Raw genomic sequence first — 25,676 nt, forward strand, 5'->3', positions numbered from 1 at the left:
GGTGCTGGAGGAAAGTCGAAAATGCTCAAGAAGATCGCTGTCGGCGTACTGGTTCTCGCGCTGGTCATTTACGGCGGACTGCTAGCCTTTCTCTACGTCAACCAGCGGGCGTTTTTCTTCAATCCGGCCGGAGAGATTTTCGATCCCGATGCCGTCGGTCTCGATGCCGAGATCGTCATGATCCCAACGAGCGACGATGAGGTCATCACCGGATGGTATGCGCCGCCGTCGGGTGATGAACCTACTATTTTGTATCTCAAGGGCAATTCGGGAAGCTTTTCGGCCGAGTACGAACGTTTCGTTTCGTTCACCGATGCGGGATATGGCTTTTTGTCGGTCGACTATCGCGGCTTTCCGCTGTCACCGGGCGAAATCACCCAGGACAATCTACTGGCCGACGCTCTTGCGGCATTCGACTGGCTGGCTGAGCGCGAGGAGGAGATTGTCGTTTGGGGCCGTTCGCTGGGCGCTTCCCCGGCCGTGTGGGTGGCCAGCCAGCGCGATGCGGAGGCGCTGCTGTTGGAGACTCCCTTCTATTCGGCGGTCAGTGTGGCGGCGGAGCGCTACCCTTTCGCACCCGTTGCATGGTTGATGCTCGACCAGTTTCACACCAACGATTGGATCGGGGCTGTCGAGGAACCGGTATTCGTGGCGCATGGCACTGCCGACAGGACGGTCAGCGTCTCAAATGGCGAGCGGTTATATGCTGAAGCACCAAATCCCCATCAGATCTGGATCGAGGAGGGTGCGGATCACTCCGACCTCTGGGCGCGAGGGATTTGGGAGCGGGCTCAGGTGTTCTTTAACGAGGCAGAACAGGGAGGCTGAACATGCCGAAATTTCTGGCGATCTATACTGGAACAGCGACGGCCACCGAGAAGGCGCAGGCGGCGGGCCGAATAGACCAGGCAGCGGGGATGACGGCCTGGGGCGAATGGATGGAGACCAACGCTGCGCGCGTGGTTGATCCAGGCGGGCCTTTGGGAAAGACAAAGAAGGTGGGGCCTGACGGTATCGCCGACATCACCAATACGGCGGCGGCCTATGTCATCGTCGAAGCGGCCGACCATCAGGCAGCCGCGGAAATGTTTCGCAATCACGCCCATTTCACCCATTTTCCGGGCGAGGGCGTTGAGGTGATGCCGATCCTGGAAACGCCGGGGAGCGGGGCAAAATAAAAACGCCGCCCCAAAGGACGGCGCTTTTTGCAAATACGTTCATGTCGAACAGTCGCAGATGCAAAGAGATTTCGCGCTTTGCGAAGCCCTCTTAGCGACGACCGCCGGTTACAACACCAGCCTCGCGCTGTGCACGCTTACGAGCAAGCTTGCGGGCCCGGCGGATTGCCTCAGCCTTCTGCCGTGCCTTCTTTTCAGAGGGCTTCTCGTAATAGTTGCGCAGCTTCATTTCGCGAAACACACCTTCGCGCTGCAACTTCTTTTTCAGCGCCCGAAGCGCCTGATCGACATTGTTATCGCGAACGACTACTTGCACGCGGAACACCCGCCCTTTCGGTTAGAATTTCGGCTGATATCAAACGCCGGAGGCCAAAAGCGATCCAGCGCCGACCGACACTTGCCGGTCACCGTGGCCGCGCTAGTTACCAGAAGAGTCGGGCCATGTCCACCTGCGAGGCCCGGAATCTGTGCTTTTGTCAGTCCTGGGGGAGCCTGACGATGTTGAGGTGTCCCATCTTGCGCCCATCGCGCGCTTCGGCCTTGCCATAAACGTGGGGCTGAGTGCCACCGGTCGCGCGCGAGGCTGCGGCAAAGATTTCCTCGCCGAGCAGATTTTCCATTACCACGCCGGCAAGCCGGGTCGTATCGCCCAGCGGCCAGCCGCAGATGGCGCGGATATGGTTCTCGAACTGGTCGGTAACGCAGACGGCTTGTGTCCAATGACCCGAATTGTGAACGCGGGGGGCGATTTCGTTGACCAGGATTTGCGGATCGTCGCCATCGGATACGACGAAAAACTCAACGCCCATGGTGCCGATATAGTCGAGCGCGGCCGCAATGTCGGCGGCGACGGTCCGGGCCTTGATCACGGCGGCATCGGAAACAGAGGCCGGCAGGGTGGAAGTCTTGAGGATGTGGTTGCGATGAACGTTTTCGGCCGGATCGTAGGTGACCACGGATCCATCGACGCCGCGCACCACAATGACCGAGATTTCCTTTTCAAACGGAACATAAGCCTCGAGCACCAGCGGAGCGCCGGGTTCGAGTTCGGCAAAGGCACCCTCAATATCGTCGGGCTTACCGATCATGCGCTGGCCCTTGCCGTCATAGCCCAGCCGTGTGGTCTTGAGGACGGCCGGAAGCCCGATTTCGGTGACGGCCGTCTGCAATTCCCCGAGATCGCCGACAGGACGATAGGGCGCGATGGCAACGCCGGCTCGCCCAAGAAAGCCCTTCTCGGCGAGGCGGTCCTGGCTGACCTCGAGCGCCCTGGCACCAGGGTGCAGCGGCACGTTGTCGGCGATGACTTTAGCGGTGGCGAGGGGCACGTTCTCGAACTCATAGGTCACCACATCGACGCCGCCGGCAAAGGCGCGCAGCGCCGCGACATCGTCATAGCCGGCTATGGTTTTGTTGGGGGTGACATCGAAAGCGGGGCTTTCGGGGTCGGGGCAGAAGATATGGGTTTTCATGCCCAACTGGCTGGCTGCAAGAGAGAGCATGCGCCCGAGCTGGCCGCCGCCCAGAATGCCGATGCGGCTTCCGGGCTGGAGAGGGTGGCTTTCAGTCATCGTCCTTGGGGAACTCCGCAACTGCGTTGGTCTGGCGGGCGCGCCATTCGGCGAGCCGTGCCGCAAGCTCTTGATCGGCAAGTGAGAGGATCGAGGCTGCCAGAAGCGCCGCATTGATGGCGCCTGCCTTGCCGATGGCCAGAGTGCCCACAGGTACGCCACCCGGCATCTGGACAATGGAGAGCAAGCTGTCCTGCCCGTGAAGCGCCTTGCTTTCCACGGGCACACCGAGCACCGGCAAAGTCGTCATCGATGCGATCATGCCCGGCAGGTGGGCAGCCCCGCCAGCCCCGGCAATGATGACTTTGAAGCCGTCGTCGCGCGCAGTCGTGGCGAAATCGACCATGCGCAGCGGGGTCCGGTGTGCGGAGACGATACGCGCCTCGTAGTCGAGCCTTAGCGCTTCGAGCGTTTCGGCTGCAAAACGCATAGTGGGCCAGTCCGACTGGCTACCCATGACGATGGCGATAGGAGGAGATGAAACCAAGAGCCCGGCCCTCAATTGGCTAAAGCGTGGCTGTATCCGATAAGCCCCGAAGGTTCAAGCCGCTGCATCTGTTGGGCGGCGGCGGGGAACGAAACCCAGGGCATGGCGTTTTGAAATCGCGGGGTCCTAACGGGCTTGGATTGGGAAAAAGCATGGACACGAAACCGCCGGTCGGCCCGGGGCCCTCGCTGATGGGCTTCCAGCCCTTGGTAGCGATCCTGACCTTCGTTCTAATTGTCGCCGTGCTCTATCTGGGGCGCGGTATTTTCGTGCCGCTGGTCCTGGCCGTGCTGCTCGCCTTTGCGCTGGGGCCGGTGGTCCACAGCCTGCGCCGGGTCGGAACGCCCCATATCGCTGCCGTTATCGCATCGGTTCTTGCGGTCCTGGCGCTGATTTCGGGCGTCGCATATCTGGCATTTTCACAGATGCTTTCGCTGGCATCCGACCTGCCTCGCTATCAGGCAACGATCAGCGAAAAGCTCCGGATGCTGCAGGAGACGTTCGGGGGCGGCCAGGTCATCGACCGGCTGGTCGCCACCGTCGAGCGGTTGGGTGCGCAGGTCGGGGCCAGCGCCGACAATCTGGCCGAGCAGGGTCCCGAGCCGATCCAGGTGGTGATTGCCGATGGCGGAATGGGCTCGCTGGAAACGGCGCAGACGGTGTTTTTCTCGATCATCGGTCCGCTCGCCTCGGTTCTTATCGTGACGATCTTCCTCATATTCCTGTTGCTCGAGCGCGAGGAGTTGCGCGACCGTTTCCTCAAGCTGGCCAGTCGCGGCGATCTGCGCGCAAGCACCGAGGCAATGAACGAGGCCAGTAGCCGGGTGGGACGCTATCTGCTGGCGCAGGCAACGATCAGCGCCGGCTATGGTATGCTGTTTGGTGCGGGCCTGTTCCTGCTCGGTGTGCCCAACGCCATCCTCTGGGGCCTGTTGGCAACGGTCTTTCGCTATATCCCGTTCGTTGGCACGCTCATGATCGCCACCATTCCGATCCTGCTGTCCATCGCGGTGGACCCTGGCTGGACAATGCTGTTCGGCGTGATCGGGCTCTACATGGTGCTTGAAGTGGTGTCCAACAACATCATCGAGCCCCGGCTCTACGGCACCTCGACGGGGTTGACCCCGCTTGCGGTGCTGGTCGCCGCAATGTTCTGGGCTACGCTGTGGGGTCCGATCGGCCTGATCGTTTCCATGCCCCTCACGGTGTGTATCGTTGTCATGGCGCGCTACGTACCAGGGTTGGGTTTTATCGAAACCATTCTGGGCAGCGCGCCGGTGCTGTTGCCGCAGGAGCGCTTTTATCAAAGGCTGATATCGGCCAATGTCGAGGAAGCGATCGAACTCGCAGACCGCGAAATCGAAAAGGACGGGATCGCGACCTTTTACGACGATATTGCGGTGCCTGCCCTCCGGCTGGCCGAGGCCGATATCGCGGGTGATCTTGCCGACCCCTCCCATCGCCATCGTGTCGTGGAAACGCTTTCCGAAGTGCTTGACGACATTGCCGAAGCCGAGCCTGAAAACACCAAGATCGGAGCGCGCATACGGGTGTTCGGTGGCAAGACCGAGCTCGATCAGGCCATGGCACTCATGGTTGCCGAACGGGTGCGGGCGCGCGGCTTTTCAGCTCAGGTGATGGCTCCGGTGGCCCTGCGCAAGGAGGGGATCGCCCAGATCGACCTGTCGCTGACCGAGGTCGCATGTCTTTGCTATCTTGGTCAAAAACCGGACGTCTATGCCCGTTATGCTGCCCGTCGGCTCAAGCGGATCGAACCGGAAATGGTCGTGGTCGCCGGTTATTTCCATCCCGACTATACAGCCGGGCGGGCGGAGAGCGCTGCCGACGAGATTGACGTGGTGGCCCATTCGATTGCGCTGGCCGAGCACGCCATCGCTCTTGCAATGGGTGGGCATGACATGATCGCCGAAGACGGTCCTGACATTGTTCCGCAATTGCGTCTGTCGGCCAGGGCCATCTCGGCTCAGGCTGCGGCGGATCCCGACATCGCCCGTTCGCTGCGCGGGCTGGCTCAGTCCGCCAAGACCACGGTGGCGATGGTGACGATCGTGCCCCTGATCGACGCCGGCGACGAGGGCTCCAACAAGAGCCACGCCGAACATCTGGCCCACGAAGTGCTCAAGAGGTCGGGTACGCTGATCATCGAAGACCTGCAACACTCGCCCTATGCTCATTTGCGCAGCGTCGTGGAAAGCGGCGTCAGGGCTTATGCCGGCGTGCCGGTCCCGCTCGAAGACGGACAATTGGGCGCGGTGCTGGCAATTTTCGATCAGGAACCCCGGCTTTTTGACGACGCGCAGATCGCTCTGCTCGAAAAGGCCATTGTTCCGCTTGCCACAGAAATCAGGGATCTCTTCGTGCGACGCGAGGCGGAGGAAGACGAAGCAATCGCATAGCTGAGGGCACCACGCTAGTGAGCGTGTCCAGCAAAAGTGGAAACGGTTTTGCGGTTTGGACACGCGACAAAACAAAGGTTTAGAGCCGAGGATTTGATTTAATCAAATCCTGACCGGCTCTAGTGAGCGTGGCCGTCGTCGAAATCCTCACTGCCCGCCTGCCAGTATCCGGCAGCCTTGATCCAATCGGGATTGTGCCCCCGTTCGTCCACCATGTGGTGGCGCACCGCCTTGCTCATGGCGCTTTCGCCGGCAACAAAGATGTAGCCGTCACCTTTGGGGAGTTCCAGACCCTGGACGGCACCAAGTAGCTTGTGGGGATCACCCGGCGCTGCCCCTTCGCGGCTCAACCAGTGGATTTCGGCATTCTCCGGCGCGTCGATTTTCTGGATTTCGCCATTGTCGGCAACCTCGATAACAGCGATGGCGCGCGCATCGCGAGGCAATTCCTCGAGTCGGCGGGAAATGGCGGGTAGTGCCGTTTCATCGCCGACCAGCAGATACCAGTCGAAATCGCCCCGGACGACGAAAGACCCGCGTGGACCACCAACCCCGATCATGTCGCCGGGCCTGGCGATCTCTGCCCAGCTCGAAGCCGGCCCGTCGCCATGCAGCACGAAATCGAGCGTCAGGGTGCGTGCGGTGTTGTCATAGGAACGGGGCGTGTAATCACGCGACTCGGGGCGCTTGCCATCGGGAAAAACGAGCCCGTTCTCTCCGCGTTCGGGTACCGGAAAATCGGTTGCACCCGGTTCGGGGAAGAACACCTTGCAATGATCGTCATAGGCAAGGGAAATAAAGCTCCCGAAATCGTCCGAAGTGAGCGTGATCCGCGCCATCTGGGGTGTAATGCGCTCGGATTTGAGCACCTTTGCCATCCTGAATTTGAGTTCGTGACGAACGCGTTCGACGAGGCGGGAATGTTGGGTCATCTCAAGTCATCCTGAAAAAGCCTGAGATTGGAGTACAAATGATGATGACCAAAGTCAACTTAACATAATGTCACGCAATTATGTCGGGGAGGATGATCCGTTCGATCTCGACGATCCGGTCCTTGAGCGCCAGTTTGCGCTTCTTGAGGCGCTGGATCAGCGTGATGTCGGCAAGGCCCGATGCCGTGAGGGTATGGATTGCCGCATCGAGATCGGCGTGTTCCTGGCGCTTGGTGGCCAGTTCCAGTCCGAGCCGGGCTTCGATTTCCTTGTCCAATGGCAGCATGATTATTTCCCCACAGGACCCCGCCTCAAAGCGTGATCCGCTCCCATAGAACCGGCTTGTCACCCTAAGCCATTGTTTTGTCGCGCGGTCGAGCCGGGAAAGTCTGGGACTTTTTCCCTGCGCTCTCCAGCTCCTTTCTGCCACAGATTTGCCATTGGACAAAGGCTGCAAAGAATGTGACGATACCGTCGTCCAATGATGAAAGGAGTGGCCATGACCTCACAGACTTACATCACTTCCCTGGAGCGGCGGCATCAGGATTTGGAACGAAAGATCAGCGAAGAAATGCGACATCCGGCCCGCGATGCGCTGCTGATTGCCGCTCTCAAGCGCAAGAAACTTGAACTCAAGGACCAGTTGGTGCGTGCACAATACGAGACCGCTCACTAAGGTCCATCTGTAAAACTTGCGATTTCTGTGAGGCCACGGCGGAAGCTGCGGCCTTTTTTAATGCCCGCTGTCAGGCAAAAAACAATCCCGTGATCCCGTCGTAGATCAGCTTGAGGGCCAAAAGAAAAATCAGGGCATAGGCCACCCGGTAAAACAGACCGGCGTCGATACGGCGGACGAGAAACACACCCAACACCATGCCGGCAATGGCAACCGGCACAAGATAAAGCGCGACCTGCATGTTGGCGAGCGAAAGCTGGCCGAGGACAAAATAGAACGGGATCTTGCTGGCGTTGACGACCGCAAAAAACACCGCGTTGGTGCCTGCGAAAAGCGCCGGCGGCAGGCGCATGGGCAGCATATAGATCTGGACCGGGGGGCCGCCGGTATGACTGACGAAGCTGGTGAACCCGGCAATCGAGCCCCAGAATGTCCCCCAGGGCCGGGACGGGGGCAGCCCCTGGAGTTTCCTGCGCAGTGGTAGCCAGGCATCGAGCACGAAGGCCAGAGTGATCAGGCCGATGGCGAGGCGTACCATGGATTCGCTGACGACGGCCGAGAGCGAGAAAGCGACCAGCGTGCCGACCATGGCGCCCGGCAAGAGGATCCAGAATACTTTCCAGTCGACCTCGCGCCGATAGGCGATGAGCGCGATGACGTCCATTACGATCAGCAGGGGCAGCATCATGCCGGCCGCATCGCGAGCCGGCATGACGAGGGTGAGGAGGGGCACCCCGATGACGCCCAGGCTCGCGACCAGACCGGATTTCGACAGAGCGACGAAAAAAACTGCGAGCGCAGCAACGAGAAAGAACGTCAATTCAAGCTTGGGGATTTCATAAGGAACAGAGCGGCATAGCGCGGGCAAACGCCATCGATGTCAAGTCCGGGCGACTAGACCTGTCTGCTGAACGAAAAACGGCCCGCTGCTGTGGGCGGCGGGCCGTTTGAAATGTACCAGTAGATAAAGCCTAGTCGCGCTCATCGGTGTCGGCGTCAGCGTCGGCGCCCTTGAGCGATTTGAGCTTGGCAAAGACCGATTCAGCTTCGCGCTCGGCGTCATAATTGTCCTGGGCCGGGGTCTGGGAGCCCTCGTCGCCTTCCTCCGGCTCGTACTGGGCGCGGCTCAGCGCTTCTTCGGCTGTCATCAGGCGCGTGCCCTCGGGAGTATCTTCTGTGATGCCCGCGGTGCGCGCTGCCTTACGCACTTCCATGTCCAGTTCCATCTGCGAGCACAGGCCCAGGGTCACCGGGTCCATGGCGGTCAGGTTGGCGGCATTCCAGTGGGTGTTTTCGCGCACGGATTCGATTGTTGACTTGGTGGTGCCGACCAGACGCATGATCTGGGCGTCCTTGAGCTCGGGATGGTTGCGGACCAGCCATTTGATCGCGTTGGGCCGCTCATGGCGGCGCGACGTCGGGGTGTAGCGCGGACCGCGGCGCTTGGGGGCTGCCACCTTGACCTTGGGTTCGGAAATTTTCAGCCGGTAGTTCTCATCGGCTTCGCCCTTGGCGATCTCCTCGCGGTTGAGCTGTCCGTTCTGGACCGGGTTCACGCCACGGATGCCGCCGGCAACGTCGCCATCTGCGATGCCCTGGACCTCGAGTGGGTGCAGGGTGCAGAAATCGGCGATCTGCTTGAAGGTCAGCCCAGTATTTTCGACCAGCCAGACGGCAGTCGCCTTGGGCATGAGCAATTGTGTGGCCATAGGTAAATCTCTCCTGTGCTGCGGCCCGGTGTTCCTCCGGACCGCCCGCCTCGCCAATTTGGGATGAGGGGGAATTTGACCGTTAATATAAGGGTCAAATGCCGATCATGCAATCAGCAATCACACCGCTCCGGTTTCGAGTGGGTCCGGACTGCCGGCCGGTTCGCTTTGCGGGGTCGGTTCGGGCGGATACCCGTTGATGACCAGATCGAGGATTTCGGTGTCGCGCATACCGCGCAAATTGAGGTGGTCGGCGTTCTCGACCGACATAAACACCCCATGCGGCGCGACAGCGAACAGACGGCGCCCGAGAAACGCAGGAACCACGGTGTCGCGCTCGCCATGCACAATGACGATGGTATCTGCCTGGCTGCCTGCAATGCGCCGCGAGGAAAAGAAGGTGTCGCGCACCAATTGTCCCGGCAGGAACGGCATGGTGGCGGCGACAACGTCGGGCAGGGACGAAAAGGGGGCTTCAAGGACCAGCGCCTGGCTGGGATAGCGTTCGGACATGGCAACCGCCACGCCGGTTCCCAGCGAATGGCCGATGAAAACGAGGCGGCTGCCGGGTGCGTGGTTTAGGGCATAGGCGATGGCGGCCTCGGCATCGAGCAGCAGACCCTCTTCGCTTGGTGCTCCGGTCGAGCCGGGATAGCCGCGATAGGCAAAGGAGAGGACGCCAAAGCCGGCATTGGCCCATGGCGCACTGCCGAACCTTACCGCCTGCGGCTCTGGAACGCTGCCATTGCCATGGAAGGCGACGATCATCGGTGCGCCCTCGAGCGGGGGCTTGAAATAGGCCTTGAGTCGTTCCCCATCCGCGGTTTCGAGCGTAATGCGCTCGAAATCGGGGCCGACCATGGCGGCAAAGGGCAACGCATTTACGAAGCGGCGGGGGAAGACCATCTCGCGCTGGAAGGTATAGGCAACTGCGACCACCAGCAGGTAGAGAATCAGTGAAGCAAGCAAGAGCCCGCCAACGAGGCGCAAGGTATTCTGGTTCATCCAGCCTTCAATCAAGATATCGAACACACCGGTCGCGCCCCCGGACGCTTCAAAATCATCGCAAGAGTGTTTCGTGGCAAGTGTGGTTGTGAGCTTTGACGCAATCGTGACCGATCCGTTGCCAAACCGTCACACGGCTCGGTGGTCGCGGTTCTCGACCGTGAGCACGATCTTGCCATAATGATCGCGGCCCTCCATGGCCCGGTGGGCGTCGGCTGCATTTGCGAGAGGGAAGGTTGTGATCCGCGGGGGCACGATTGTGCCAGCCGCGATTGCCGGCCAGATCCTGGCGGCGAGGCCCTGGGCGAACCGGGCCTTGGTTGCGGCGGTTTGAGGGCGCAGGGTCGAGCCCGAAAGGGTGAGGGCGTTCATGAGTACCAGGCCGAGATTGATTTCGGCTTTCGCACCGCCCCGTATGGCCAGTTGAATGACATGGCCGCCATAGGCGCATGCCTTTAGGTTGCGGTTTGCGTAGTCGCCGCCGATGATGTCGATCACGATATCGGCGCCCCGCCCGTCGGTCAGGGCCCTTGTGCGCTCGACGAAGTCTTCTGCTTTGTAGTTGATGGTGTGGGCCGCGCCCATCGCCTCTGCGTAAGCGGCTTTTTGCGCGCTGGAAACCGTTGCGATGGGCGTTGCGCCGAAAAGGCGGCAAAGCTGGATTGCGCTGGCGCCGATGCCACCCGAGCCGCCATGAATGAGGACGGTCTGACCGGTTGCCAGCCCGGCCCGTTCGACAAGCGTTTGCTGCAGGGTGAAAAATGTCTCCGGCAGGGTTGCCGCCTCGATGTGCGACCAGCTTTTGGGTTTGGGCAGTACCTGGCCCGCAGGCACGGCGACATAGCCGGCGTAGCCGCCGCCATTGCACAGCGCCACAACCTCATCGCCGGGCGCAAACCGCGTTTCGCCCTCCCCCACGGCCGCAACGATGCCCGAGACTTCCAGGCCGGGCAGGGGTGAAGAATCGGCGGGGGGCGGATAGGCGCCCTGTCGCTGGGAGATGTCGGGACCGTTGACCCCTGCGGCTGCGACGGCAATCAGCACCTCGCCCGACCTGGGTTGGGGAATAGGGGCGTCTATGGGCGTGAGAACCTCGGGGCCGCCTGGCGCCGCAATTTCGATCGCTTGCATCTGGTCTGGAATAGTCATGGACGCCATCTTAATCGCGCGCCAGAATGGGCCAAGAGCAAATTTGAGGAGATCAGCATGGAAGACGATGTCGTACGCCGCATGCCGGTCCACGAGGTGGGCATGCCACTCGAGACGCTGTCGGTCGATGAACTTCAGGATCGGATCGAAATTTTGAGGGCCGAGATCGCGCGTCTTGAAACGGCTATTGAAGGCAAGACCGCCAGCCGTACTGCGGCTGACGCCGTGTTCAAGTTCTAAGTGTGCTGTCCGGTCCGATCGTGTCGCTTGGGCGACAATGGGCGGTCATTTGCCGGTAAGGTTAAAAAAGCGAGTCTTGTTAAGGAAAATTTTACGAGTTCGGTTTAGGTTTTGCTTATCCAGTTTGCGCTGGAGTTTTTCAGAGCGGTTCCTTCCCTCTGTTTGACGCCTCCCTGTTAACTTTCGAGAGCCGTTTGTTTGACGGCTCTTTTTTCTTTTCCGGGGCAGGGAGCGTCGGAACCAAATTGCGTTAAGGCTAGTTGCAACTCCTCGGCGGCCCGTGATGACGGGGTGGTCGAAACCGCATAGACTGCGCCCGAAGAATCCATAGTGATCGAGGAGTGCCCGTGGACGAGATGAAGTCTCCCAGCGATGCTGTCGCATTGACACCGAGGCTGCTGACGTCAGGCGGGTTCGATCTGCTCTATCGCGAGGGCATGGGCCTGATCGAGGAGGTCGCGGCCTATCTCGACGGCGAGGGCCGGGGCGAGAGCAAGGCGCTCAGCCGGGATGCCGCTTTTATCTATGCCACCGAGAGCATGCGGCTCACCACGCGACTGATGCAACTTGCCTCGTGGCTGTTGCTGCAGCGTGCGGTCAACGAGGGCGAGATATCGCCCGAACAGGCGCGCAGTGAGAAATCCAAGGTCAAGTTCTCGGCGCTGCCGTCGGATCGCGGTGGTCCGGGCTGGAATGACATTCCCGATACAATGAAGGCCTATATCGCCAAGGGCGACAGGCTCTTCGAGCGTGTGGTCAAATTCGACCGCATCGAACGCGGCGAGGAACTGCCCTCCGAGCCGGAAGGCGAAAATGCGCTATCGGCTCAGATGGACCGGCTCAAGGCGGCCTTCGGCGGTCGCTAAGCGGCAATCGAACACAAAAAAGCCCGGCGCGATGGCCGGGCTTTTGTTTTTCTGGGGATTGGATTCTTACGAACCCAGGATGCCCTTGAACTTTTCCTTGAAGCGCGACACGCGGCCGCCACGGTCGACGAGCTTGCCCTGACCGCCGGTCCAGGCCGGGTGGGTCGTAGGGTCGATGTCGAGGGTCAGCTTGTCGCCTTCCTTGCCGTAAGTCGAGCGGGTCTTGTATTCGGTCCCGTCGGTCATCGTCACGGTGATGAAATGGTAGTCGGGGTGGATGTCTTTTTTCATTGGATCGGGCCCTAAATCAAACGGGCGCTACCGCGCCCGGACGAAACGTCTCGCAAATTCGTTGGCGGCCTTTTACAGAATGCAGCGCCCCAGCGCAAGAGGCGGCTTGAAGGCACATGGGCGGGATGCAAACTTGCCCCGGGGCCGGTCAGGGACTATCTAGGCCCAAACAGGAATAAGCCGCCATGTCGGAAACCGCCGCAAATCCCGCTTCCACCGATGCCGAAAGCGAAGTGCCACGCCTCAAGGCCGGAGCGCAGCCGTCCTCGCTCAAGCCACTCAGCCGATTGATGCCCTATCTTGGGCGTTATCCCTTGCGGCTGGTGCTGACGCTGGCCTTCCTCCTGATCGCTGCGGTGGCCTCGTTATCGATTCCCTATTTTGCCGGCAGCTTTATCGACGAAGGCTTCGTCACCGAAAATTTCGAGATCGTTTCGTCCTATGCCTGGCTGATCATCGTCATCGGCGCGGTCATGGCGATTTCGGCCGGCGCGCGCTTCTATCTGATCTCGGTGATCGGGGAGCGGGTGATCGCCGATCTGCGCCAGGATGTCTTCAACCACCTGTTGACCCTGGATGCGACGTTTTTCGACGTCAACCGGGTCGGCGAATTGACCTCGCGGCTCAATGCCGATGTCGCGGTAATCCGCAGCGCGGTGGGATCGTCGGCGTCTCTAGCGCTGCGCTCGCTGATCCTGATGGTCGGCGCGCTGTTTATGATGTTTTTGACCAATTTCCAGCTTGCGCTGGGGGTTATAGTCGTCATCCCGATCATCGTCTTCCCGCTCGTTGCCATGGGGCGGCGGATGAAGAATGTTTCGCGGGTGACCCAGGATACGCTCGCCGACCTTTCGGCGATGGTCACCGAGACCCTGTCGTCGGTCAAAACCGTCAAATCCTTCGTACAGGAGGAAAGCCAGCAACAGTTGTTCCAGGGCTACGCGGAAACCACCTACCGGGCCGAACTCAAGAGGCTCCTTACCCGCTCGCTGCTCATCGGTATCGTGATGTTTGTCACCATGTCGGCCCTGGTGGTTCTGGTCTGGCTGGGCAGCCAGGCGGTCTTCGCCGGGATGATCAGCGTCGGTGAGGTTGTCCAGTTCGCCATCTATGCTGTTATCGCGACAAGCGCGCTGACCAATATGAGCGATCTGTTCGGCACGTTGCAGCAGGTTTCGGGGGCAACCGAGCGGTTGATTGAATTGCTCGATACAAGATCGAGCCTGCCGGTCCGGTCCGACCCGGTGGCCATGCCGGAGCCCCCTTTGGGCAAGGTGGCCTTCGAGGATGTCGATTTCTCCTATTTGACGCGTGACGATGCTCCGATCCTTTCGGCGCTTTCTTTCGCCGTCGAGCCGGGTGAGACCGTTGCGCTTGTCGGTGCTTCGGGGGCCGGTAAATCAACGGTATTTGCGCTGCTTCAGCGCTTTTACGACGTCAATTCCGGAGCCATTATTGTCGATGGCGTCGATGTCCGCGATGCCGATCCGGCCGATCTGCGTCAACGGTTTGCATCGGTCGATCAGGAACCGGTGATCTTTGCCGGCTCGATCGCCGACAATATCCGCTTTGCCAAACCCGGTGCGGGGATGGCCGAAATTCGTGCCGCCGCCGATGCGGCTTTGGTGACGGGGTTCGTTGAGGATCTTCCGCAAGGGTTCGATACGCTGGTGGGCGAGCGTGGCGTCATGCTCTCGGGTGGGCAGAAGCAGCGTGTGGCGATTGCCCGTGCGCTGCTCAAGGATGCGCCGGTCCTCTTGCTCGATGAAGCGACCAGCGCGCTCGATGCCCAAAGCGAGCATCTGGTTCAAAAGGCTCTGGAGCGGCTGATGGAAGGGCGGACGACGTTGGTCATTGCCCACAGGCTGGCCACCATCCGCAATGCGGACCGGATATTGGTACTCGAAAAGGGACAATTGATCGACGAGGGCACGCACGACCAATTGGTCAAGAAGGGCGGGCGCTACGCCGAACTGGCCAAGCTCCAGTTCCGGCTGAACGAGGAGGCGCTGGCGGGATAGGCGCGTGAGGCCGCATCAGGCTTCAGTCAGTTTGAACTCGATCCGACGGTTGCGGCGATAGGCTTCTTCGTTATCGGCCGGGTCGAGAGGAGCGAATTCGCCAAATCCGGCGGCCAGCAGACGGTTGGGCGACACGCCCTGTTCGACCAGCAGCTTGGCCACCGAGATGGCGCGCGCCGCCGAAAGCTCCCAGTTGGAGGGAAACTGCGGCGTCGAGATCGGGCGACGGTCGGTGTGCCCGTCGATGCGCAGCACCCAGGGAATGTCCGCGGGGATTTCGGTTTCCAGTTCGAGAATAGCGTCGGCAAGCGCGGCGATCTGCTCCTGGCCCTCGGCGGAAATCGCCGCCTGACCGGCATCGAACAGCACCTCGGACTGGAAGACGAAACGGTCGCCCACCACCTGCACGTCTGAGCGGCCCTCGAGGATTTCGCGCAACCGGCCGAAAAAGTCCGAACGGTAGCGCGAAAGGTCCTGCACGCGCTGGGCCAGGGCGAGGTTAAGGCGGCGGCCCAGATCGGCGATCTGGGTGCGGCTTTCGGTATCGCGCAGCTCGGAGGCCTCAAGAGCAGCTTCGAGCGCTCCGATCTGCTGGCGCAGGGCCGCCAATTGCTGGTTGAGCAGGGCCACCTGCGCCTGGGCTTCGGACGACAGTTCGCGCTCATCGGAGAGGGCGGTTTGGAGGCCCGCGATCGTGGAGTCGTAATCGGCGATGCCGTCGCCAAGTCCGGCCAGTTCGCTTTGCAGGCTGTCGCGTTCGGCTTCGACGCCAGACAGCGTCGCCGAGAGCGAGGAAATGGAAAGCTCCAGTTCCTCGGAGTTGGCGCGTTCGAGCTGCAGCAATTCGGTCAGTTCGGCGATCTGTGCATTGAGCCGGGATAATGCGGTGTCGCGGCCGAGGATCTCCTGATTGAGGAAAAACTGGGCGATCATGAACAGCGAAAGCAAGAAGATGATGACCAGCAACAGGCTCGACAGAGCGTCGACATAGCCGGGCCAGTACGAGGGGCGTTCAGCAGAAGAGCGTCCGCGGACGAGTGCCATGGGCGGGATGTCCTAGTTCTGTCCGTCGCGGGGACGGTCATTGTCCTGCAACAGGGTATCGATCAGCGTCGTCAGGCGCCTGTTGACTTCGGCCTGTTCGGAGATGTGGGCGCGCAGGTCTTCCTGTTCGGCCCTTATATGCTTGACCAGTCCATCGATGCCCTTGGCCAGTTCGGCCATGGCACGGATAGCGTTCTGGGACGAGTTCTGGGTCTGCATCGTTGCCCCCAGCCGCTCGAACATCTGCTGCATTTCCGGGCCGGAGACGCCGAAATTGTTGGCCTGCATGGTGGCGATGGGGTGGTCGAGCTCGGTCATCGAACTCATCCAGTCCTCGAGATCGGTGTAAAAAGCATTCTGGGCCTGGCCGGCCTGCAGGTCGAGAAAGCCCAGCACGAGCGACCCGGACAGGCCGAACAGCGAGGATGCGAAGGCGATCGACATCCCGCCGAGCGGCGCCTCGAGGCCATCCTTGAGATTGCCGAAAATGTTGGTCGTATCGCCCGATGTGACATCGAGGTTCTGGATCACGCCCGATACGGCGCCCACCGTCTGGAGCAGGCCATAGAACGTGCCGAGCAGACCCAGAAACACCAAAAGACCGGTAAGGTAGCGGGCCGTGTCCTTGGCTTCGTCGAGGCGAATGCCCACAGAATCGAGGATCGAGCGCATGGACGCCGGAGTAATCACAGTTTCTCCGAGGCGATCGCGCATGATGGCGGCGACCGGAGCGAGCAGGACCGGAGCGCGACGGAGCTGGCCGGCATTGCCCTCCTGGAGGGAATTGACCCAGTTGACCTCAGGAAACAGGCGGATCACCTGGCGGAAGGACAGGATTATCCCGACCAGCAAAACGAACAGGATCATTCCGTTGATGAACGGGTTCGACCAGAAGGCGTCGAGCAGCTGCGGCAGGAGTATAATCGCCACCATCGCCACGAGGACGAGGAAAATCACCATCTTGATGAGATAGACCAGCGGATTGGCGAGGCGATACGGGTCGTACGATTGCGTCATAAAGGGCCGGCTCCTGGCAGCGCTGCCGATCAAGTGACCGGCCAGCGTGTCAAATTTGCGCCAGCTTAGTCAGACCATGGTGACCTGACAATGACTTGAGAGGTGGTTAAGAAAAAGTGACCCTTATTTAACCGACTGGATGGCCTTGAGCAGTTCGCGCTGGATATGCTCGTTGCCGGCGACCACTTCGCCCTTGGCGACCGCATCATTGCCGCCGGCAAAATCGGTCACAAAGCCCCCCGCTTCCTTGACCAGCAGCATGCCTGGCGCGACGTCCCAGGGCTTGAGCCCGGCTTCCCAGACCCCGTCGAACCGGCCGGCAGCCAGCCAGGCGAGGTCCATCGAGATCGAGCCGGACCGCCGGATACCGGAAACGGCGGGCGTGACGTGGGCCAGCTGGCGCAGTTGCAAGGCATCGAGTGCCCGACCCTGCGAATTGATGCCGGTACACATGAGAGCTTCGGAGAGGTGTTTGCGGCCGGCAACGCGCAGTCGACGGTTGTTGAGCCAGGCGCCATTGCCTTTTTCCGCCGTGAACAATTCGTCCATTACCGGGTTGAAGATGACCGAGGAGACGATTTCGCCATTGCGTTCAAGCGCGATGCAGACGGCAAAGATGGGTACGCCGTGCAGGAAATTTGTCGTTCCGTCGATGGGGTCGATGATCCAGCGGTGCATGCCGTCGGTGCCCTTGATCTCCCCGCCTTCCTCCATGAGGAAGGAATAGGTGGGGCGGGCCTTCATCAATTCGTCCATGACGATCTTTTCGGCGCGCTTGTCGGCGACCGAGACGTAATCGGCGGGGCCCTTGCGCGACACCTGCAGGTTTTCGACTTCGCCGAAATCGCGGACAAGGCCCCTGCCGGCCTTCATGGCTGTGTTGACCATGATGTTCATCAGCGCTGAGCGGGCCATGGTAGCGTCCTTGTGCTTGTCTTTGTCCCGGGCGGGAGACGATTTTGCGGTGCTCTCTAGCACGCGCTGCCTTGCGGTAAAAGAAACACCCTCCCTTTGGGGGAGGGCTGGTAAAGATGCGGTGGTGACGAAAGATCAGTCCGCGCGGCGGATATAGGTCACTTCAGTGGTATCGACGATGATTTTCTGGCCGATGCCGACAAAGGGCGGAACCATCGTCTTGACGCCATTTTCAAGCGTTGCGGGCTTGAAGGAATTGGCCGCCGTCTGGCCCTTGACCACGGGCTCGGTATCGGCGACTTCGAGGGTCACTTGCGCGGGAAGCTGGATGCCGAGCGGGGTTTCCTCGTACATCTCGACGGTGACCATCATGCCGTCCTGAAGGAAGGCGGCGCGTTCGCCGACGAAATCGGTTTCCAGTTCGATCTGTTCGTAGGTCTCGGTGTTCATGAACACCAGCGCGTCGCCCTGGGCGTAAAGATACTGAAAGTCGCGCTGTTCGAGCGTCACGCGCTCGACGGTTTCGGCCGAACGGAAGCGCTCGTTGAGCTTGGTGGTGCCCTGGATGGCCTTGAGCTCGACCTGAGCATAGGCGCCGCCCTTGCCAGGCTTGACGTGATCGACCTTGACCGCGACCCAGAGGCGGTCCTGATGCATGATCACGTTGCCGGGACGGATTTCGTTACCGTTGATCTTCATTCTCAAAAAACTTTTCGTTGCTGCGCCCGCGCGGACGGGCGCTCAGGGCCGATAAGACTGGTGGGCTGGCTTTTGCCCCAGAACGCGCCGGTTTTCAAGCCAAAGAACGCGCCGGGCTATCATCCGGGATTGGTAAGATCGTCGAGCGGGATGGGAGGGGTATCAAGGGTATTGGGTAGAGGGGTGTCCGCCGGGTCCTGCCGGGCATCGCGGGGGGAAGTTTCCGAAGGCGGAACACCGGGCCAATAGCGGGCCCTTTCCTCCGCGCGGGCGAGGGTAGCCGGGTCGGTGCCGCGCAGCATCTGGTCGAGCGTGTCGTCGGTCAATCCCTGGCGCCGGGCCAGCGTGCGGTACATGGCGGCGGTCTCGAGATCTTGCTGGACGCCTTCGGCAGCGGCCAGCATCATCGCATAGCGCACCTGACCCACCGCGTTGCCCGCTTCTGCGGCGCGGCCATACCAACGCGCGGCGCCCTGCGCATCGCGGCTGCCGTCGCTGGCGCCCATATAGAGCAGGGTGGCGTATTCGACCTGCGCTTCGGGCAGGCCCTGTTCGGAGGCCAGTTCGAGCAGGTCGAGTGCCATTGTGGTGTCGGGCGCTATGCCTGCGCCTTCGAGCAGCATGATGGCAAGGTCATATTGCGCTTCAGGCAGGCCCGCTTCAGCCGCTTCCCCGATCAACTCGGCCGCTTCGACAAGATTGGGCTCGGCATAGGTTCCCTCGACATGGAGCAGGCCCAGATTGTATTTGGCCGCCATATGCCCACCGTCGGCGGCCTTCTTGAAAAGCGCGGCGGCGCGTTCGCGATTGCGCTGCACTCCGGTTCCGGTCTGATAGATCATGGCCAACTGGAAGGTCGCCTGAATGTCGCCGTTCTGATCGGCCTGGGCGTACCAGGTGATGGCGCGCGGGATATCCTGAGGCACTCCGAGGCCATTGGCGTGGATTTCCCCGATCAGGGTCTGCGCAACGGCGTCACCGTTGGCGGCTCGCCGTTCGGCCAGCCGTAGGGCGGTCAGGTAATAGCCGCGCTGGAAGGCGCCATAGGCCAGGTCGACGCCCTCGGGGGGATTGAGCAGCATGCGAGAGATATCGAGCGCCTCGTCCATCTGCTCGGATTGAGCCGCGGCCGGGAGCGCCGAAAGCGTTATAAGTCCGGCAAGGAGTGCCGTTGCCAGCCTCATGAAGCGTCTCCGGGCACGATCTCGTCCCAGTCAGCCTCGACAAAGCCAGCAAATTCGGATTTGAGGCCGGAAAGGTCTTGCGAAGGGTTGGCGCAGAAGACCGAGGGCACCTCGAAGGTTTCAGCCCACCAGTCGGCCATCTCGCGCCCGTCGACATCGTCGCGGTCGCCGAACATCAGATAGTCGATCTCAAGCTCACCGCGGGTCATGGCCTCGTGCCGGGAGCCGATATCGCCGGTGCCGACGATGAAGTCGGGCTTGAGTTCGTCGATGGCCTCACGCAGGGCCTTGATGCCGCCCGACATGTGAACGCCATCGACATAGGCTTTCCTGACCAGATGGGGGCGATTGTCGAGCAGCACGGCGCAATTGCGCTTCTGGGCGATTTTGGCCAGCGTCTTGGCGCGATCGGAATAGGCAAAATCGTCCTCATCACCCGCCTTGAGCAGCAGGGCGGCTGCAGGCAGGCGCGCCAGGGTGGCTTGGAGCCGTTCAACCGCGATATCAGGCTCTGCAATCAGGAATATGTCTGCCATGGTGCCCCAGTCGTTTCGCTCCCCTTTGCCGCCAAACAATGACAAAAAAAGGGACGCTGCGTCGATACAGCGTCCCTTTGCGTATGGGAAGACTATTCGGCAGTACGATGCCAGCGCTTTTCCGGCCTTGCCGCCGGAAAATCGGTTCAGGCGGCCCTGTCGAGTTCGGGCGCCCACTGGCCCAGCGAGGCGAGCGAATTCATGCGCGCGCGGTGGATGAAGGCGCGGCGGGCCGCGTCGACATTTTCCGTCTTGCCGCCCCAGGTCTGGAGCGCTTCGGCCTGCAACGCGCGGCCATAGGAGAAAGTCAGCGCCCATGGCAGCTTGCCGATATTGTGCATGGCCGAGAGATTGGCGCTGGCCTGTTCGGAAGTCTGGCCACCCGAAAGGAAGGCGATGCCGGGAACGATGGAAGGCACCGTAGCCTTGAGGGTGCGCACGGTGCGTTCGGCGACTTCTTCGATGGAGACCTTGGGCCCGTTGACGCCGGGGATCACCATGTTGGGTTTGAGGATCATGCCGTCGAGGGCCACGCCCGCCATGCGAAGTTGCTCAAACACTTCGCCCAGCGTGTCGGTGGTCACTTTTTCGCAGGTCTCGATGGTGTGGTCGCCGGGCTTGCCGTCAGCCAATACTTCGGGTTCGACGATGGGCACGATGCCCGCTTCCTGGCAAAGCGCCGCATAGCGGGCCAGGGCGTGGGCGTTGGCGTGAACCGAAGCGCGGGTGGGCTTGTTCTCGCCGATGCCGATGACGCCGCGCCATTTGGCGAAGGCGGCCCCGATCCGTGCATATTCGGCGAGGCGATCGCGCAGGCCGTCAAGGCCCTCGGTCACCGTTTCGTCGATATAGCCGGGCATGGGCTTGGCGCCGGTATCGACCTTGATGCCGGGCAGGCAGTTGGTGGCGGCCAGCATGTCGACGAAGGGTGTCCCGTCGGCAGCGGATTGGCGGATGGTTTCATCGAACAGGATGACGCCGGAGATATAGTCGGTCATCGCTTCGGTGGCGCCGAACAGCATCTCGCGATAGTCGCGGCGATTTGTTTCGGTCGATTCCAGTGAAATGGAATCGAAACGCTTCTTGATGGTGCCGGTGGATTCGTCGGCGGCCAGGATGCCCTTGCCGGGCGCAACGAGCTGGTTGGCGATCTCGCTCAGTCGAGACATCGGACGCTAAACCCCATGGATATGAATGTGGGGCTAAAATACCCGAACGTCAGGGTCACAATCGATTAGACGTTCGGGTATTGGACGAAGGGATGAGACGGAAGTGGGAACCCTCGAAATCAGCCCCGCTTGAGCGCATCAACCCCCGGTAGCGGCTTGCCTTCCATCCATTCGAGGAACGCTCCGCCGGCGGTCGAGACATAGGTGAAGCTGTCCTTGACGCCGGCATGGGCCAGGGCCGCGACGGTGTCGCCGCCGCCGGCGACCGAGGTCAGAAATCCCTTTCTCGTGCGCTCGGCGGCGTGCCTGGCCACCTCCACTGTTGCCGTGTCGAACGGCGTCATCTCAAAGGCGCCGAGCGGGCCGTTCCAGACGATAGTCTTGGCCTCGTTTATTGCCGTCTTGATCTTTTCGACCGATTGCGGCCCGGCGTCGAGCACCATGCCATCCTTGTCGATGGCGTCGAGCCCATAGACCCGGCTGGGGGTATCGGCCTTGAAATGCCAGGCGACGACGCCGTCGATGGGCAGGATCAGGGCGCAGCGTGCTTCTTCAGCTTTATCCATGATGCGCAGCGCGGTTTCCTTGAGGTCACGCTCGCACAGCGACTTGCCCACATCGTAGCCCAGCGCATAAATGAAGGTATTGGCCATGCCGCCGCCGATCACCAGCGCTTCGACCTTGGACACGAGGTTTTCGAGCAGGTCGATCTTGCTGGAAACCTTTGCCCCGCCGACAATCGCGATTACCGGCTTTTGGGGATTGCCCAGTCCCTTTTCGAGCGCCTTGAGCTCGGCTTCCATGGCGCGGCCGGCTGCCGAAGGCAGCTTTTGGGCCAGCCCCTCGGTCGAAGCATGGGCACGGTGGGCAGCAGAAAAGGCGTCATTGACATAAAGATCGCCAAGCGAAGCCATTGTCGCGACTAGGGCAGCATCGTTTTTTTCTTCGCCGGGGTGGAAGCGCGTGTTTTCCAGAAGAACCACCGACCCGGACTCGGCTCCATCGATCACCGTTTTGGCCTCCGAGACGTCTGTCCAGTCGGTCGATGCAAAATGGACGGGCTTGCCGATGATCCTGTGCAGGGCGTCCACCACGACCTTGAGGCTCATTTCGGGATCGACCTTGCCTTTGGGGCGTCCGAAATGGGCGAGGAGGATCGGCAGGCCACCCTTGTTGGCGATTTCCTGGATGGTGTGGGCCACGCGCTCGATACGCGTGGCATCGCTCACCTTACCGTCCTTGACAGGCACATTGAGGTCGACGCGGACAAGCACACGCTTTCGATCGAGGTCGAAATCATCAAGGGTCTTGAAGGCGGCAGTCATGGTCGCATCCATTCGGTCTGAATTTGAACGTCCCTTCGGCAGGCACAGTGACCCAAGGGCAGGCGATAGGCAAGAAAAAGGCGCTCCCATAAGGAGCGCCTTGCATTGGCAATCGTTTGGGCTCAGAGCACCTTGCCGAACGCCACGGCGGTGTCGCTCATGCGGTTCGAAAAGCCCCATTCATTATCGTACCAGGACAGGATGCGCACGAAAGTGCCTTCCATGACCTTGGTCTGGTCCATGTGGAAGATCGAGGAATGGGAGTCGTGGTTGAAATCGGTCGAAACCAGCTTTTCGTCGGTAAAGCCGAGAATGCCCTTGAGCTTGCCTTCCGCGGCGGTCTTGATCGCCGCGTTGATTTCCTCCACCGAGGTTGCTTTTTTGGCGATGAACTTGAAATCCACCACGGAGACGTTGGGGGTCGGCACACGGATCGAGGTGCCGTCCAGCTTGCCGTTCAGTTCTGGCAGAACCAGACCCACAGCCTTGGCGGCGCCTGTGGTGGTGGGGATCATCGAGAGCGCCGCGGCGCGGCCGCGATAGAGATCCTTGTGCATGGTGTCGAGCGTGGGCTGGTCACCGGTATAGGAGTGGATCGTGGTCATGAAGCCTTTTTCGATGCCCACGGCTTCATTGAGCACATAGGCGACCGGGGCCAGGCAGTTGGTCGTGCACGAGGCGTTCGAGATGACCGAATGCTCGGCGGAAAGCTTGTCGTGGTTGACGCCATAGACCACCGTCAAATCCGCGCCATCGGCGGGTGCGGAAACGATCACCTTTTTGGCGCCGGCCTCGAGATGGGCCGAAGCCTTTTCCTTGGACGTGAAGATACCCGTGCATTCCATCACGATATCGACGCCCATCTCCCCATGCGGCAGTTCGGCGGGGTTGCGGACGGCGGTCACTTTGATCGGACCACGGCCCACATCGATCGTGTCGCCCGAAACCGTCACCGTGCCGGGAAAGCGCCCATGCACTGAATCGTAGCGGATCAGATGGGCATTGGTTTCAACCGGCCCGAGATCGTTGATGGCAACGATCTCGATGTCGGTGCGGCCGGATTCGACGATGGCGCGCAGGACGTTGCGGCCGATGCGGCCAAATCCGTTGATAGCGACACGGACGGTCATGGGGCTACTCCTTGAGTATGGATATGCCGAACGGGAGGGAAAGGGGCGCTTGCGCGCCCCGAAGTCGAAAGTCTCTTAAAGCTGGGCCTTGGCCGCTTCAACAGCGGCTTTGGTCGTAATGGAGAAATGCTTGTAAAGTGCGTTGATCTCGCCCGAGGCCCCGAATCCGGTCATGCCGACAAAGCGCCCGGTTTCGCCCAGGAATTTGGACCACCCCATCTCGACGCCGGCCTCGATGGCGACGCGGGCGCGCGCCTTGCCAAACACGGTGCGCTTGTAATCGTCGGATTGGGCCATAAACAGTTCCATGGACGGCACCGACACCGCGCGAGCCGAAATGCCCTCCTCGGCCAGTTCCTTGGCGGCTTCCACGGCAAGCTGGGTTTCCGAACCGGTGCCGAAGATCACCACGTCGGCGTCCTTGTCGCCCCAGATCGAATAAGCGCCGCGCAGGCACTGATTGTCCTTTGAGTGTTCGGTGCGCAGCGCGGGAAGGTTCTGGCGCGAAAGCGCCAGCACCGAAGGCTGCTTGAAGCGTTCGAGCGCGATTTCCCAGCATTCGGCCGCTTCCATGGCATCGGCAGGACGGAAGACCAGAAGGTTGGGAATGGCGCGCAGGGCAGCCAGATGCTCGACCGGCTGGTGGGTCGGGCCGTCCTCACCCAGCCCGATGGAATCGTGGGTCATCACGAACCCCACGCGAATGCCCATGAGCGCCGCGAGCCGGATCGAGGGGCGGCAGTAGTCGGTGAAGGTCAGGAACGTGCCGCCATAGGGATAGAGCCCGCCATGCAGCGCAATGCCGTTCATGGCCGCGGCCATGCCGTGCTCGCGGATGCCGTAATGGATATAGCGGCCCGAATAGTCATTGGCGCTGAACGGTAGCGTCTGGGAGGTGTTGGTGTTGTTCGAGCCGGTCAGATCGGCCGAGCCACCGATCGTTTCGGGCACGGCGCCATTGATGACTTCGAGCGCATCCTGGGACGAGGCGCGCGTGGCTTTTTTGGGTTTATCTTCGGCCAGCTTGCGCTTGTAGGCGGCCATGGCGGTCTTGAGCGCTTCGGGCAGATCGCCACGCATGCGGCGTTCGAATTCTGCCTTGGTTTCGGCATCGGCACCATTGAGCCGCTCGGTCCAGGCGCTGCGCGCCTTTGTGCCGCGATTGCCGGCCAGGCGCCAGGCATCCATCAAATCTTCGGGCACTTCGAACGGGCCGTATTTCCAGCCGAGCTGGGCCTTGGCCAGAGCGATTTCCTCGGCACCGAGCGGGGAGCCATGCGCCTTGGAGGTGCCGGCCTTGTTGGGCGAACCGAAGCCGATCGTGGTCTTGGCCGAAATCAGGGTCGGCTTGTCGGACTTCTGGGCGTCCTTCAGCGCCTTTTCGATCTGGTCGGGATCGTGGCCATCGATTTCCATTGTGTTCCAGCCCACCGCCTTGAAACGGGCGATCTGGTCGGTGGAATCGGCCATCGAGACCTTGCCATCGATGGTGATGTCGTTGTTGTCCCAGATGACGATGAGCTTGTTGAGTTTCAGATGCCCGGCCAGCGAGATCGATTCCTGGGAAATGCCTTCCATCAGGCACCCGTCACCGGCATAGACATAGGTGAAATGGTTGACCAGGTCGTCGCCATATTCTGCGTTGAGGTGGGCTTCGGCAATTGCCATGCCGACCGAGTTGCCGAGACCCTGGCCGAGCGGGCCGGTGGTGGTTTCGATCCCGTCGGCGTGGCCGTATTCGGGATGGCCGGCGGTCTTGTAGCCCAGCTGGCGGAAATTTTTGATGTCGTCGAGCGTCATGTCCTCGTAGCCCAGAAGGTAGAGCGAGGAATAGAGCAGCATCGAGCCATGGCCCGCCGAGAGCACGAAGCGGTCGCGGTCGGGCCAGTGGGGAGCCTTGGGATCGAATTTCATGATCTTGGTGAACAGCACCGTCGCGATGTCGGCGCCGCCCATGGGCAGTCCCGGATGGCCCGAATTGGCGGCCTGCACGGCATCCATGGAAAGGGCGCGAATGGCATTGGCCATGGCATCGTGTTTGGCTCTGTCTGTCATGGTATCCCGAAGCGTTCGACGTTAGGAAAAATGGCGATGCGGCGGTCCGCACGAGACGGG

27 protein-coding genes are annotated in these 25,676 nt (G+C 61.1%); 7 read left to right on the forward strand and 20 right to left on the reverse strand.

Features of this window, described 5'->3' with window-relative positions:
• Positions 1–21 precede the first annotated feature (21 nt).
• Together ACP148_RS02105 and ACP148_RS02110 are read left to right on the forward strand one after the other, a co-directional pair.
• Complete coding sequence (locus tag ACP148_RS02105; protein WP_421950976.1) at positions 22–828, forward strand: alpha/beta hydrolase; 807 nt, start codon at positions 22–24, stop codon at positions 826–828.
• Between the two features lie 2 nt (positions 829–830).
• Positions 831–1,178, forward strand: coding sequence for a hypothetical protein (locus tag ACP148_RS02110; RefSeq protein WP_421950977.1), 348 nt, complete (start codon positions 831–833; stop codon positions 1,176–1,178).
• A gap of 91 nt (positions 1,179–1,269) precedes the next feature.
• Here the strand turns inward: ACP148_RS02110 and rpsU are convergent, their stop codons facing one another.
• The 3 genes from rpsU to purE all read right to left on the reverse strand — a co-directional run bounded on the left by rpsU (position 1,270) and on the right by purE (position 3,206).
• The gene (rpsU, locus tag ACP148_RS02115; RefSeq protein WP_041529391.1) at positions 1,270–1,494 is read right to left on the reverse strand and encodes a 30S ribosomal protein S21; all 225 of its coding nucleotides are present in this window, start codon (positions 1,492–1,494) and stop codon (positions 1,270–1,272) included.
• 160 nt (positions 1,495–1,654) lie between these two features.
• Positions 1,655–2,749, reverse strand: coding sequence for a 5-(carboxyamino)imidazole ribonucleotide synthase (locus ACP148_RS02120; RefSeq protein WP_421950978.1), 1,095 nt, complete (start codon positions 2,747–2,749; stop codon positions 1,655–1,657).
• Positions 2,742–3,206 carry a 5-(carboxyamino)imidazole ribonucleotide mutase gene (gene purE, locus ACP148_RS02125; protein WP_421951500.1) on the reverse strand — a complete coding sequence of 155 codons (465 nt, stop codon included), beginning with the start codon at positions 3,204–3,206 and terminating at the stop codon, positions 2,742–2,744. The genes ACP148_RS02120 and purE overlap by 8 nt, the downstream gene beginning before the upstream one ends.
• Before the next feature lie 182 nt (positions 3,207–3,388).
• Here purE and ACP148_RS02130 point away from each other — a divergent pair, with 182 nt between their 5' ends.
• Positions 3,389–5,653, forward strand: coding sequence for an AI-2E family transporter (locus ACP148_RS02130; RefSeq protein WP_421950979.1), 2,265 nt, complete (start codon positions 3,389–3,391; stop codon positions 5,651–5,653).
• Positions 5,654–5,772: 119 nt separating this feature from the next.
• On the opposite strand, the gene ACP148_RS02135 is transcribed toward ACP148_RS02130, so the two are convergent.
• Positions 5,773–6,585 (reverse strand): siderophore-interacting protein, encoded by an 813-nt coding sequence (locus ACP148_RS02135; RefSeq protein ID WP_421950980.1) that lies wholly within the window; start codon positions 6,583–6,585, stop codon positions 5,773–5,775.
• A gap of 70 nt (positions 6,586–6,655) precedes the next feature.
• A complete protein-coding gene (locus ACP148_RS02140) occupies positions 6,656–6,871 on the reverse strand; it encodes a YdcH family protein (RefSeq protein WP_421950981.1) in 216 nt (71 codons plus the stop codon).
• Positions 6,872–7,084: 213 nt separating this feature from the next.
• Here ACP148_RS02140 and ACP148_RS02145 point away from each other — a divergent pair, with 213 nt between their 5' ends.
• Entirely contained in the window at positions 7,085–7,261 is a 177-nt protein-coding gene (locus ACP148_RS02145) for a YdcH family protein (protein WP_421950982.1), read from the forward strand.
• A 70-nt stretch (positions 7,262–7,331) separates the two neighbouring features.
• Here ACP148_RS02145 and ACP148_RS02150 read toward each other — a convergent pair whose 3' ends face one another.
• From ACP148_RS02150 to ACP148_RS02165, 4 genes are all read right to left on the reverse strand, one after another.
• Complete coding sequence (locus ACP148_RS02150; protein ID WP_425033082.1) at positions 7,332–8,081, reverse strand: sulfite exporter TauE/SafE family protein; 750 nt, start codon at positions 8,079–8,081, stop codon at positions 7,332–7,334.
• A gap of 151 nt (positions 8,082–8,232) precedes the next feature.
• Positions 8,233–8,970, reverse strand: coding sequence for a DUF1013 domain-containing protein (locus ACP148_RS02155; RefSeq protein WP_421950984.1), 738 nt, complete (start codon positions 8,968–8,970; stop codon positions 8,233–8,235).
• A 120-nt stretch (positions 8,971–9,090) separates the two neighbouring features.
• Positions 9,091–9,975, reverse strand: coding sequence for an alpha/beta hydrolase (locus tag ACP148_RS02160; protein WP_421950985.1), 885 nt, complete (start codon positions 9,973–9,975; stop codon positions 9,091–9,093).
• Between the two features lie 129 nt (positions 9,976–10,104).
• The gene (locus ACP148_RS02165; protein ID WP_421950986.1) at positions 10,105–11,124 is read right to left on the reverse strand and encodes an NAD(P)H-quinone oxidoreductase; all 1,020 of its coding nucleotides are present in this window, start codon (positions 11,122–11,124) and stop codon (positions 10,105–10,107) included.
• Positions 11,125–11,181: 57 nt separating this feature from the next.
• Between ACP148_RS02165 and ACP148_RS02170 the strand changes: the two genes are divergently transcribed.
• Together ACP148_RS02170 and ACP148_RS02175 are read left to right on the forward strand one after the other, a co-directional pair.
• On the forward strand, positions 11,182–11,364 hold the full coding sequence (locus tag ACP148_RS02170; protein ID WP_421950987.1) for a DUF1192 domain-containing protein: 183 nt from the start codon (positions 11,182–11,184) through the stop codon (positions 11,362–11,364).
• Positions 11,365–11,720: 356 nt separating this feature from the next.
• Positions 11,721–12,230 carry a DUF1465 family protein gene (locus ACP148_RS02175; protein ID WP_421951501.1) on the forward strand — a complete coding sequence of 170 codons (510 nt, stop codon included), beginning with the start codon at positions 11,721–11,723 and terminating at the stop codon, positions 12,228–12,230.
• A 66-nt stretch (positions 12,231–12,296) separates the two neighbouring features.
• On the opposite strand, the gene rpmE is transcribed toward ACP148_RS02175, so the two are convergent.
• Positions 12,297–12,521, reverse strand: coding sequence for a 50S ribosomal protein L31 (gene rpmE, locus ACP148_RS02180; RefSeq protein ID WP_350053068.1), 225 nt, complete (start codon positions 12,519–12,521; stop codon positions 12,297–12,299).
• Between the two features lie 185 nt (positions 12,522–12,706).
• On the opposite strand from rpmE, the gene ACP148_RS02185 reads away from it, so the two are divergent.
• A complete protein-coding gene (locus tag ACP148_RS02185) occupies positions 12,707–14,542 on the forward strand; it encodes an ABC transporter transmembrane domain-containing protein (protein WP_421950988.1) in 1,836 nt (611 codons plus the stop codon).
• A gap of 15 nt (positions 14,543–14,557) precedes the next feature.
• Here the strand turns inward: ACP148_RS02185 and ACP148_RS02190 are convergent, their stop codons facing one another.
• From ACP148_RS02190 to tkt, 10 genes are all read right to left on the reverse strand, one after another.
• Positions 14,558–15,586, reverse strand: a complete 1,029-nt coding sequence (locus tag ACP148_RS02190; RefSeq protein ID WP_421950989.1) for a peptidoglycan -binding protein — start codon at positions 15,584–15,586, stop codon at positions 14,558–14,560.
• 12 nt (positions 15,587–15,598) lie between these two features.
• Positions 15,599–16,603 (reverse strand): flagellar motor protein MotA, encoded by a 1,005-nt coding sequence (locus ACP148_RS02195; RefSeq protein ID WP_421950990.1) that lies wholly within the window; start codon positions 16,601–16,603, stop codon positions 15,599–15,601.
• 123 nt (positions 16,604–16,726) lie between these two features.
• Positions 16,727–17,518, reverse strand: coding sequence for an inositol monophosphatase family protein (locus ACP148_RS02200; protein WP_421950991.1), 792 nt, complete (start codon positions 17,516–17,518; stop codon positions 16,727–16,729).
• Positions 17,519–17,653: 135 nt separating this feature from the next.
• Complete coding sequence (gene efp / locus ACP148_RS02205; protein WP_014131635.1) at positions 17,654–18,217, reverse strand: elongation factor P; 564 nt, start codon at positions 18,215–18,217, stop codon at positions 17,654–17,656.
• Between the two features lie 119 nt (positions 18,218–18,336).
• On the reverse strand, positions 18,337–19,401 hold the full coding sequence (locus ACP148_RS02210) for a tetratricopeptide repeat protein (protein WP_421950992.1): 1,065 nt from the start codon (positions 19,399–19,401) through the stop codon (positions 18,337–18,339).
• Positions 19,398–19,937 (reverse strand): thiamine phosphate synthase, encoded by a 540-nt coding sequence (locus ACP148_RS02215; RefSeq protein ID WP_421950993.1) that lies wholly within the window; start codon positions 19,935–19,937, stop codon positions 19,398–19,400. Before ACP148_RS02215 ends, ACP148_RS02210 begins: the two co-directional genes overlap by 4 nt.
• 146 nt (positions 19,938–20,083) lie before the next feature.
• Positions 20,084–21,106: a class I fructose-bisphosphate aldolase gene (locus ACP148_RS02220; RefSeq protein ID WP_421950994.1), complete on the reverse strand. Its 1,023-nt coding sequence runs from the start codon at positions 21,104–21,106 to the stop codon at positions 20,084–20,086.
• A gap of 119 nt (positions 21,107–21,225) precedes the next feature.
• A complete protein-coding gene (locus ACP148_RS02225; RefSeq protein WP_421950995.1) occupies positions 21,226–22,431 on the reverse strand; it encodes a phosphoglycerate kinase in 1,206 nt (401 codons plus the stop codon).
• 122 nt (positions 22,432–22,553) lie between these two features.
• Positions 22,554–23,561 (reverse strand): type I glyceraldehyde-3-phosphate dehydrogenase, encoded by a 1,008-nt coding sequence (gene gap, locus ACP148_RS02230; protein WP_421950996.1) that lies wholly within the window; start codon positions 23,559–23,561, stop codon positions 22,554–22,556.
• A 75-nt stretch (positions 23,562–23,636) separates the two neighbouring features.
• Positions 23,637–25,616 carry a transketolase gene (tkt, locus tag ACP148_RS02235; RefSeq protein ID WP_421950997.1) on the reverse strand — a complete coding sequence of 660 codons (1,980 nt, stop codon included), beginning with the start codon at positions 25,614–25,616 and terminating at the stop codon, positions 23,637–23,639.
• Between the last annotated feature and the right edge of the window lie 60 nt (positions 25,617–25,676).

Source organism: Pelagibacterium sp. (assembly GCF_965249125.1).
In the GTDB taxonomy this organism is placed as follows: domain Bacteria; phylum Pseudomonadota; class Alphaproteobacteria; order Rhizobiales; family Devosiaceae; genus Pelagibacterium.

Excerpts from the sequence above, each read along its gene's own strand:
- ACP148_RS02165 (WP_421950986.1), bottom strand. The coding sequence starts at position 11,124 with ATGACTATTCCAGACCAGATGCAAGCGATCGAAATTGCGGCGCCAGGC.
- ACP148_RS02145 (WP_421950982.1), top strand. The coding sequence starts at position 7,085 with ATGACCTCACAGACTTACATCACTTCCCTGGAGCGGCGGCATCAGGAT.
- ACP148_RS02110 (WP_421950977.1), top strand. The coding sequence starts at position 831 with ATGCCGAAATTTCTGGCGATCTATACTGGAACAGCGACGGCCACCGAG.
- purE (WP_421951500.1), bottom strand. The coding sequence starts at position 3,206 with ATGGGTAGCCAGTCGGACTGGCCCACTATGCGTTTTGCAGCCGAAACG.
- ACP148_RS02140 (WP_421950981.1), bottom strand. The coding sequence starts at position 6,871 with ATGCTGCCATTGGACAAGGAAATCGAAGCCCGGCTCGGACTGGAACTG.
- ACP148_RS02185 (WP_421950988.1), top strand. The coding sequence starts at position 12,707 with ATGTCGGAAACCGCCGCAAATCCCGCTTCCACCGATGCCGAAAGCGAA.
- gap (WP_421950996.1), bottom strand. The coding sequence starts at position 23,561 with ATGACCGTCCGTGTCGCTATCAACGGATTTGGCCGCATCGGCCGCAAC.
- ACP148_RS02105 (WP_421950976.1), top strand. The coding sequence starts at position 22 with ATGCTCAAGAAGATCGCTGTCGGCGTACTGGTTCTCGCGCTGGTCATT.
- ACP148_RS02215 (WP_421950993.1), bottom strand. The coding sequence starts at position 19,937 with ATGGCAGACATATTCCTGATTGCAGAGCCTGATATCGCGGTTGAACGG.
- ACP148_RS02155 (WP_421950984.1), bottom strand. The coding sequence starts at position 8,970 with ATGGCCACACAATTGCTCATGCCCAAGGCGACTGCCGTCTGGCTGGTC.
- ACP148_RS02190 (WP_421950989.1), bottom strand. The coding sequence starts at position 15,586 with ATGGCACTCGTCCGCGGACGCTCTTCTGCTGAACGCCCCTCGTACTGG.
- ACP148_RS02160 (WP_421950985.1), bottom strand. The coding sequence starts at position 9,975 with ATGAACCAGAATACCTTGCGCCTCGTTGGCGGGCTCTTGCTTGCTTCA.
- rpmE (WP_350053068.1), bottom strand. The coding sequence starts at position 12,521 with ATGAAAAAAGACATCCACCCCGACTACCATTTCATCACCGTGACGATG.
- ACP148_RS02210 (WP_421950992.1), bottom strand. The coding sequence starts at position 19,401 with ATGAGGCTGGCAACGGCACTCCTTGCCGGACTTATAACGCTTTCGGCG.
- ACP148_RS02120 (WP_421950978.1), bottom strand. The coding sequence starts at position 2,749 with ATGACTGAAAGCCACCCTCTCCAGCCCGGAAGCCGCATCGGCATTCTG.
- ACP148_RS02225 (WP_421950995.1), bottom strand. The coding sequence starts at position 22,431 with ATGACTGCCGCCTTCAAGACCCTTGATGATTTCGACCTCGATCGAAAG.
- ACP148_RS02195 (WP_421950990.1), bottom strand. The coding sequence starts at position 16,603 with ATGACGCAATCGTACGACCCGTATCGCCTCGCCAATCCGCTGGTCTAT.
- ACP148_RS02130 (WP_421950979.1), top strand. The coding sequence starts at position 3,389 with ATGGACACGAAACCGCCGGTCGGCCCGGGGCCCTCGCTGATGGGCTTC.
- ACP148_RS02200 (WP_421950991.1), bottom strand. The coding sequence starts at position 17,518 with ATGGCCCGCTCAGCGCTGATGAACATCATGGTCAACACAGCCATGAAG.
- ACP148_RS02170 (WP_421950987.1), top strand. The coding sequence starts at position 11,182 with ATGGAAGACGATGTCGTACGCCGCATGCCGGTCCACGAGGTGGGCATG.
- ACP148_RS02220 (WP_421950994.1), bottom strand. The coding sequence starts at position 21,106 with ATGTCTCGACTGAGCGAGATCGCCAACCAGCTCGTTGCGCCCGGCAAG.
- tkt (WP_421950997.1), bottom strand. The coding sequence starts at position 25,616 with ATGACAGACAGAGCCAAACACGATGCCATGGCCAATGCCATTCGCGCC.
- efp (WP_014131635.1), bottom strand. The coding sequence starts at position 18,217 with ATGAAGATCAACGGTAACGAAATCCGTCCCGGCAACGTGATCATGCAT.
- ACP148_RS02135 (WP_421950980.1), bottom strand. The coding sequence starts at position 6,585 with ATGACCCAACATTCCCGCCTCGTCGAACGCGTTCGTCACGAACTCAAA.
- ACP148_RS02175 (WP_421951501.1), top strand. The coding sequence starts at position 11,721 with ATGAAGTCTCCCAGCGATGCTGTCGCATTGACACCGAGGCTGCTGACG.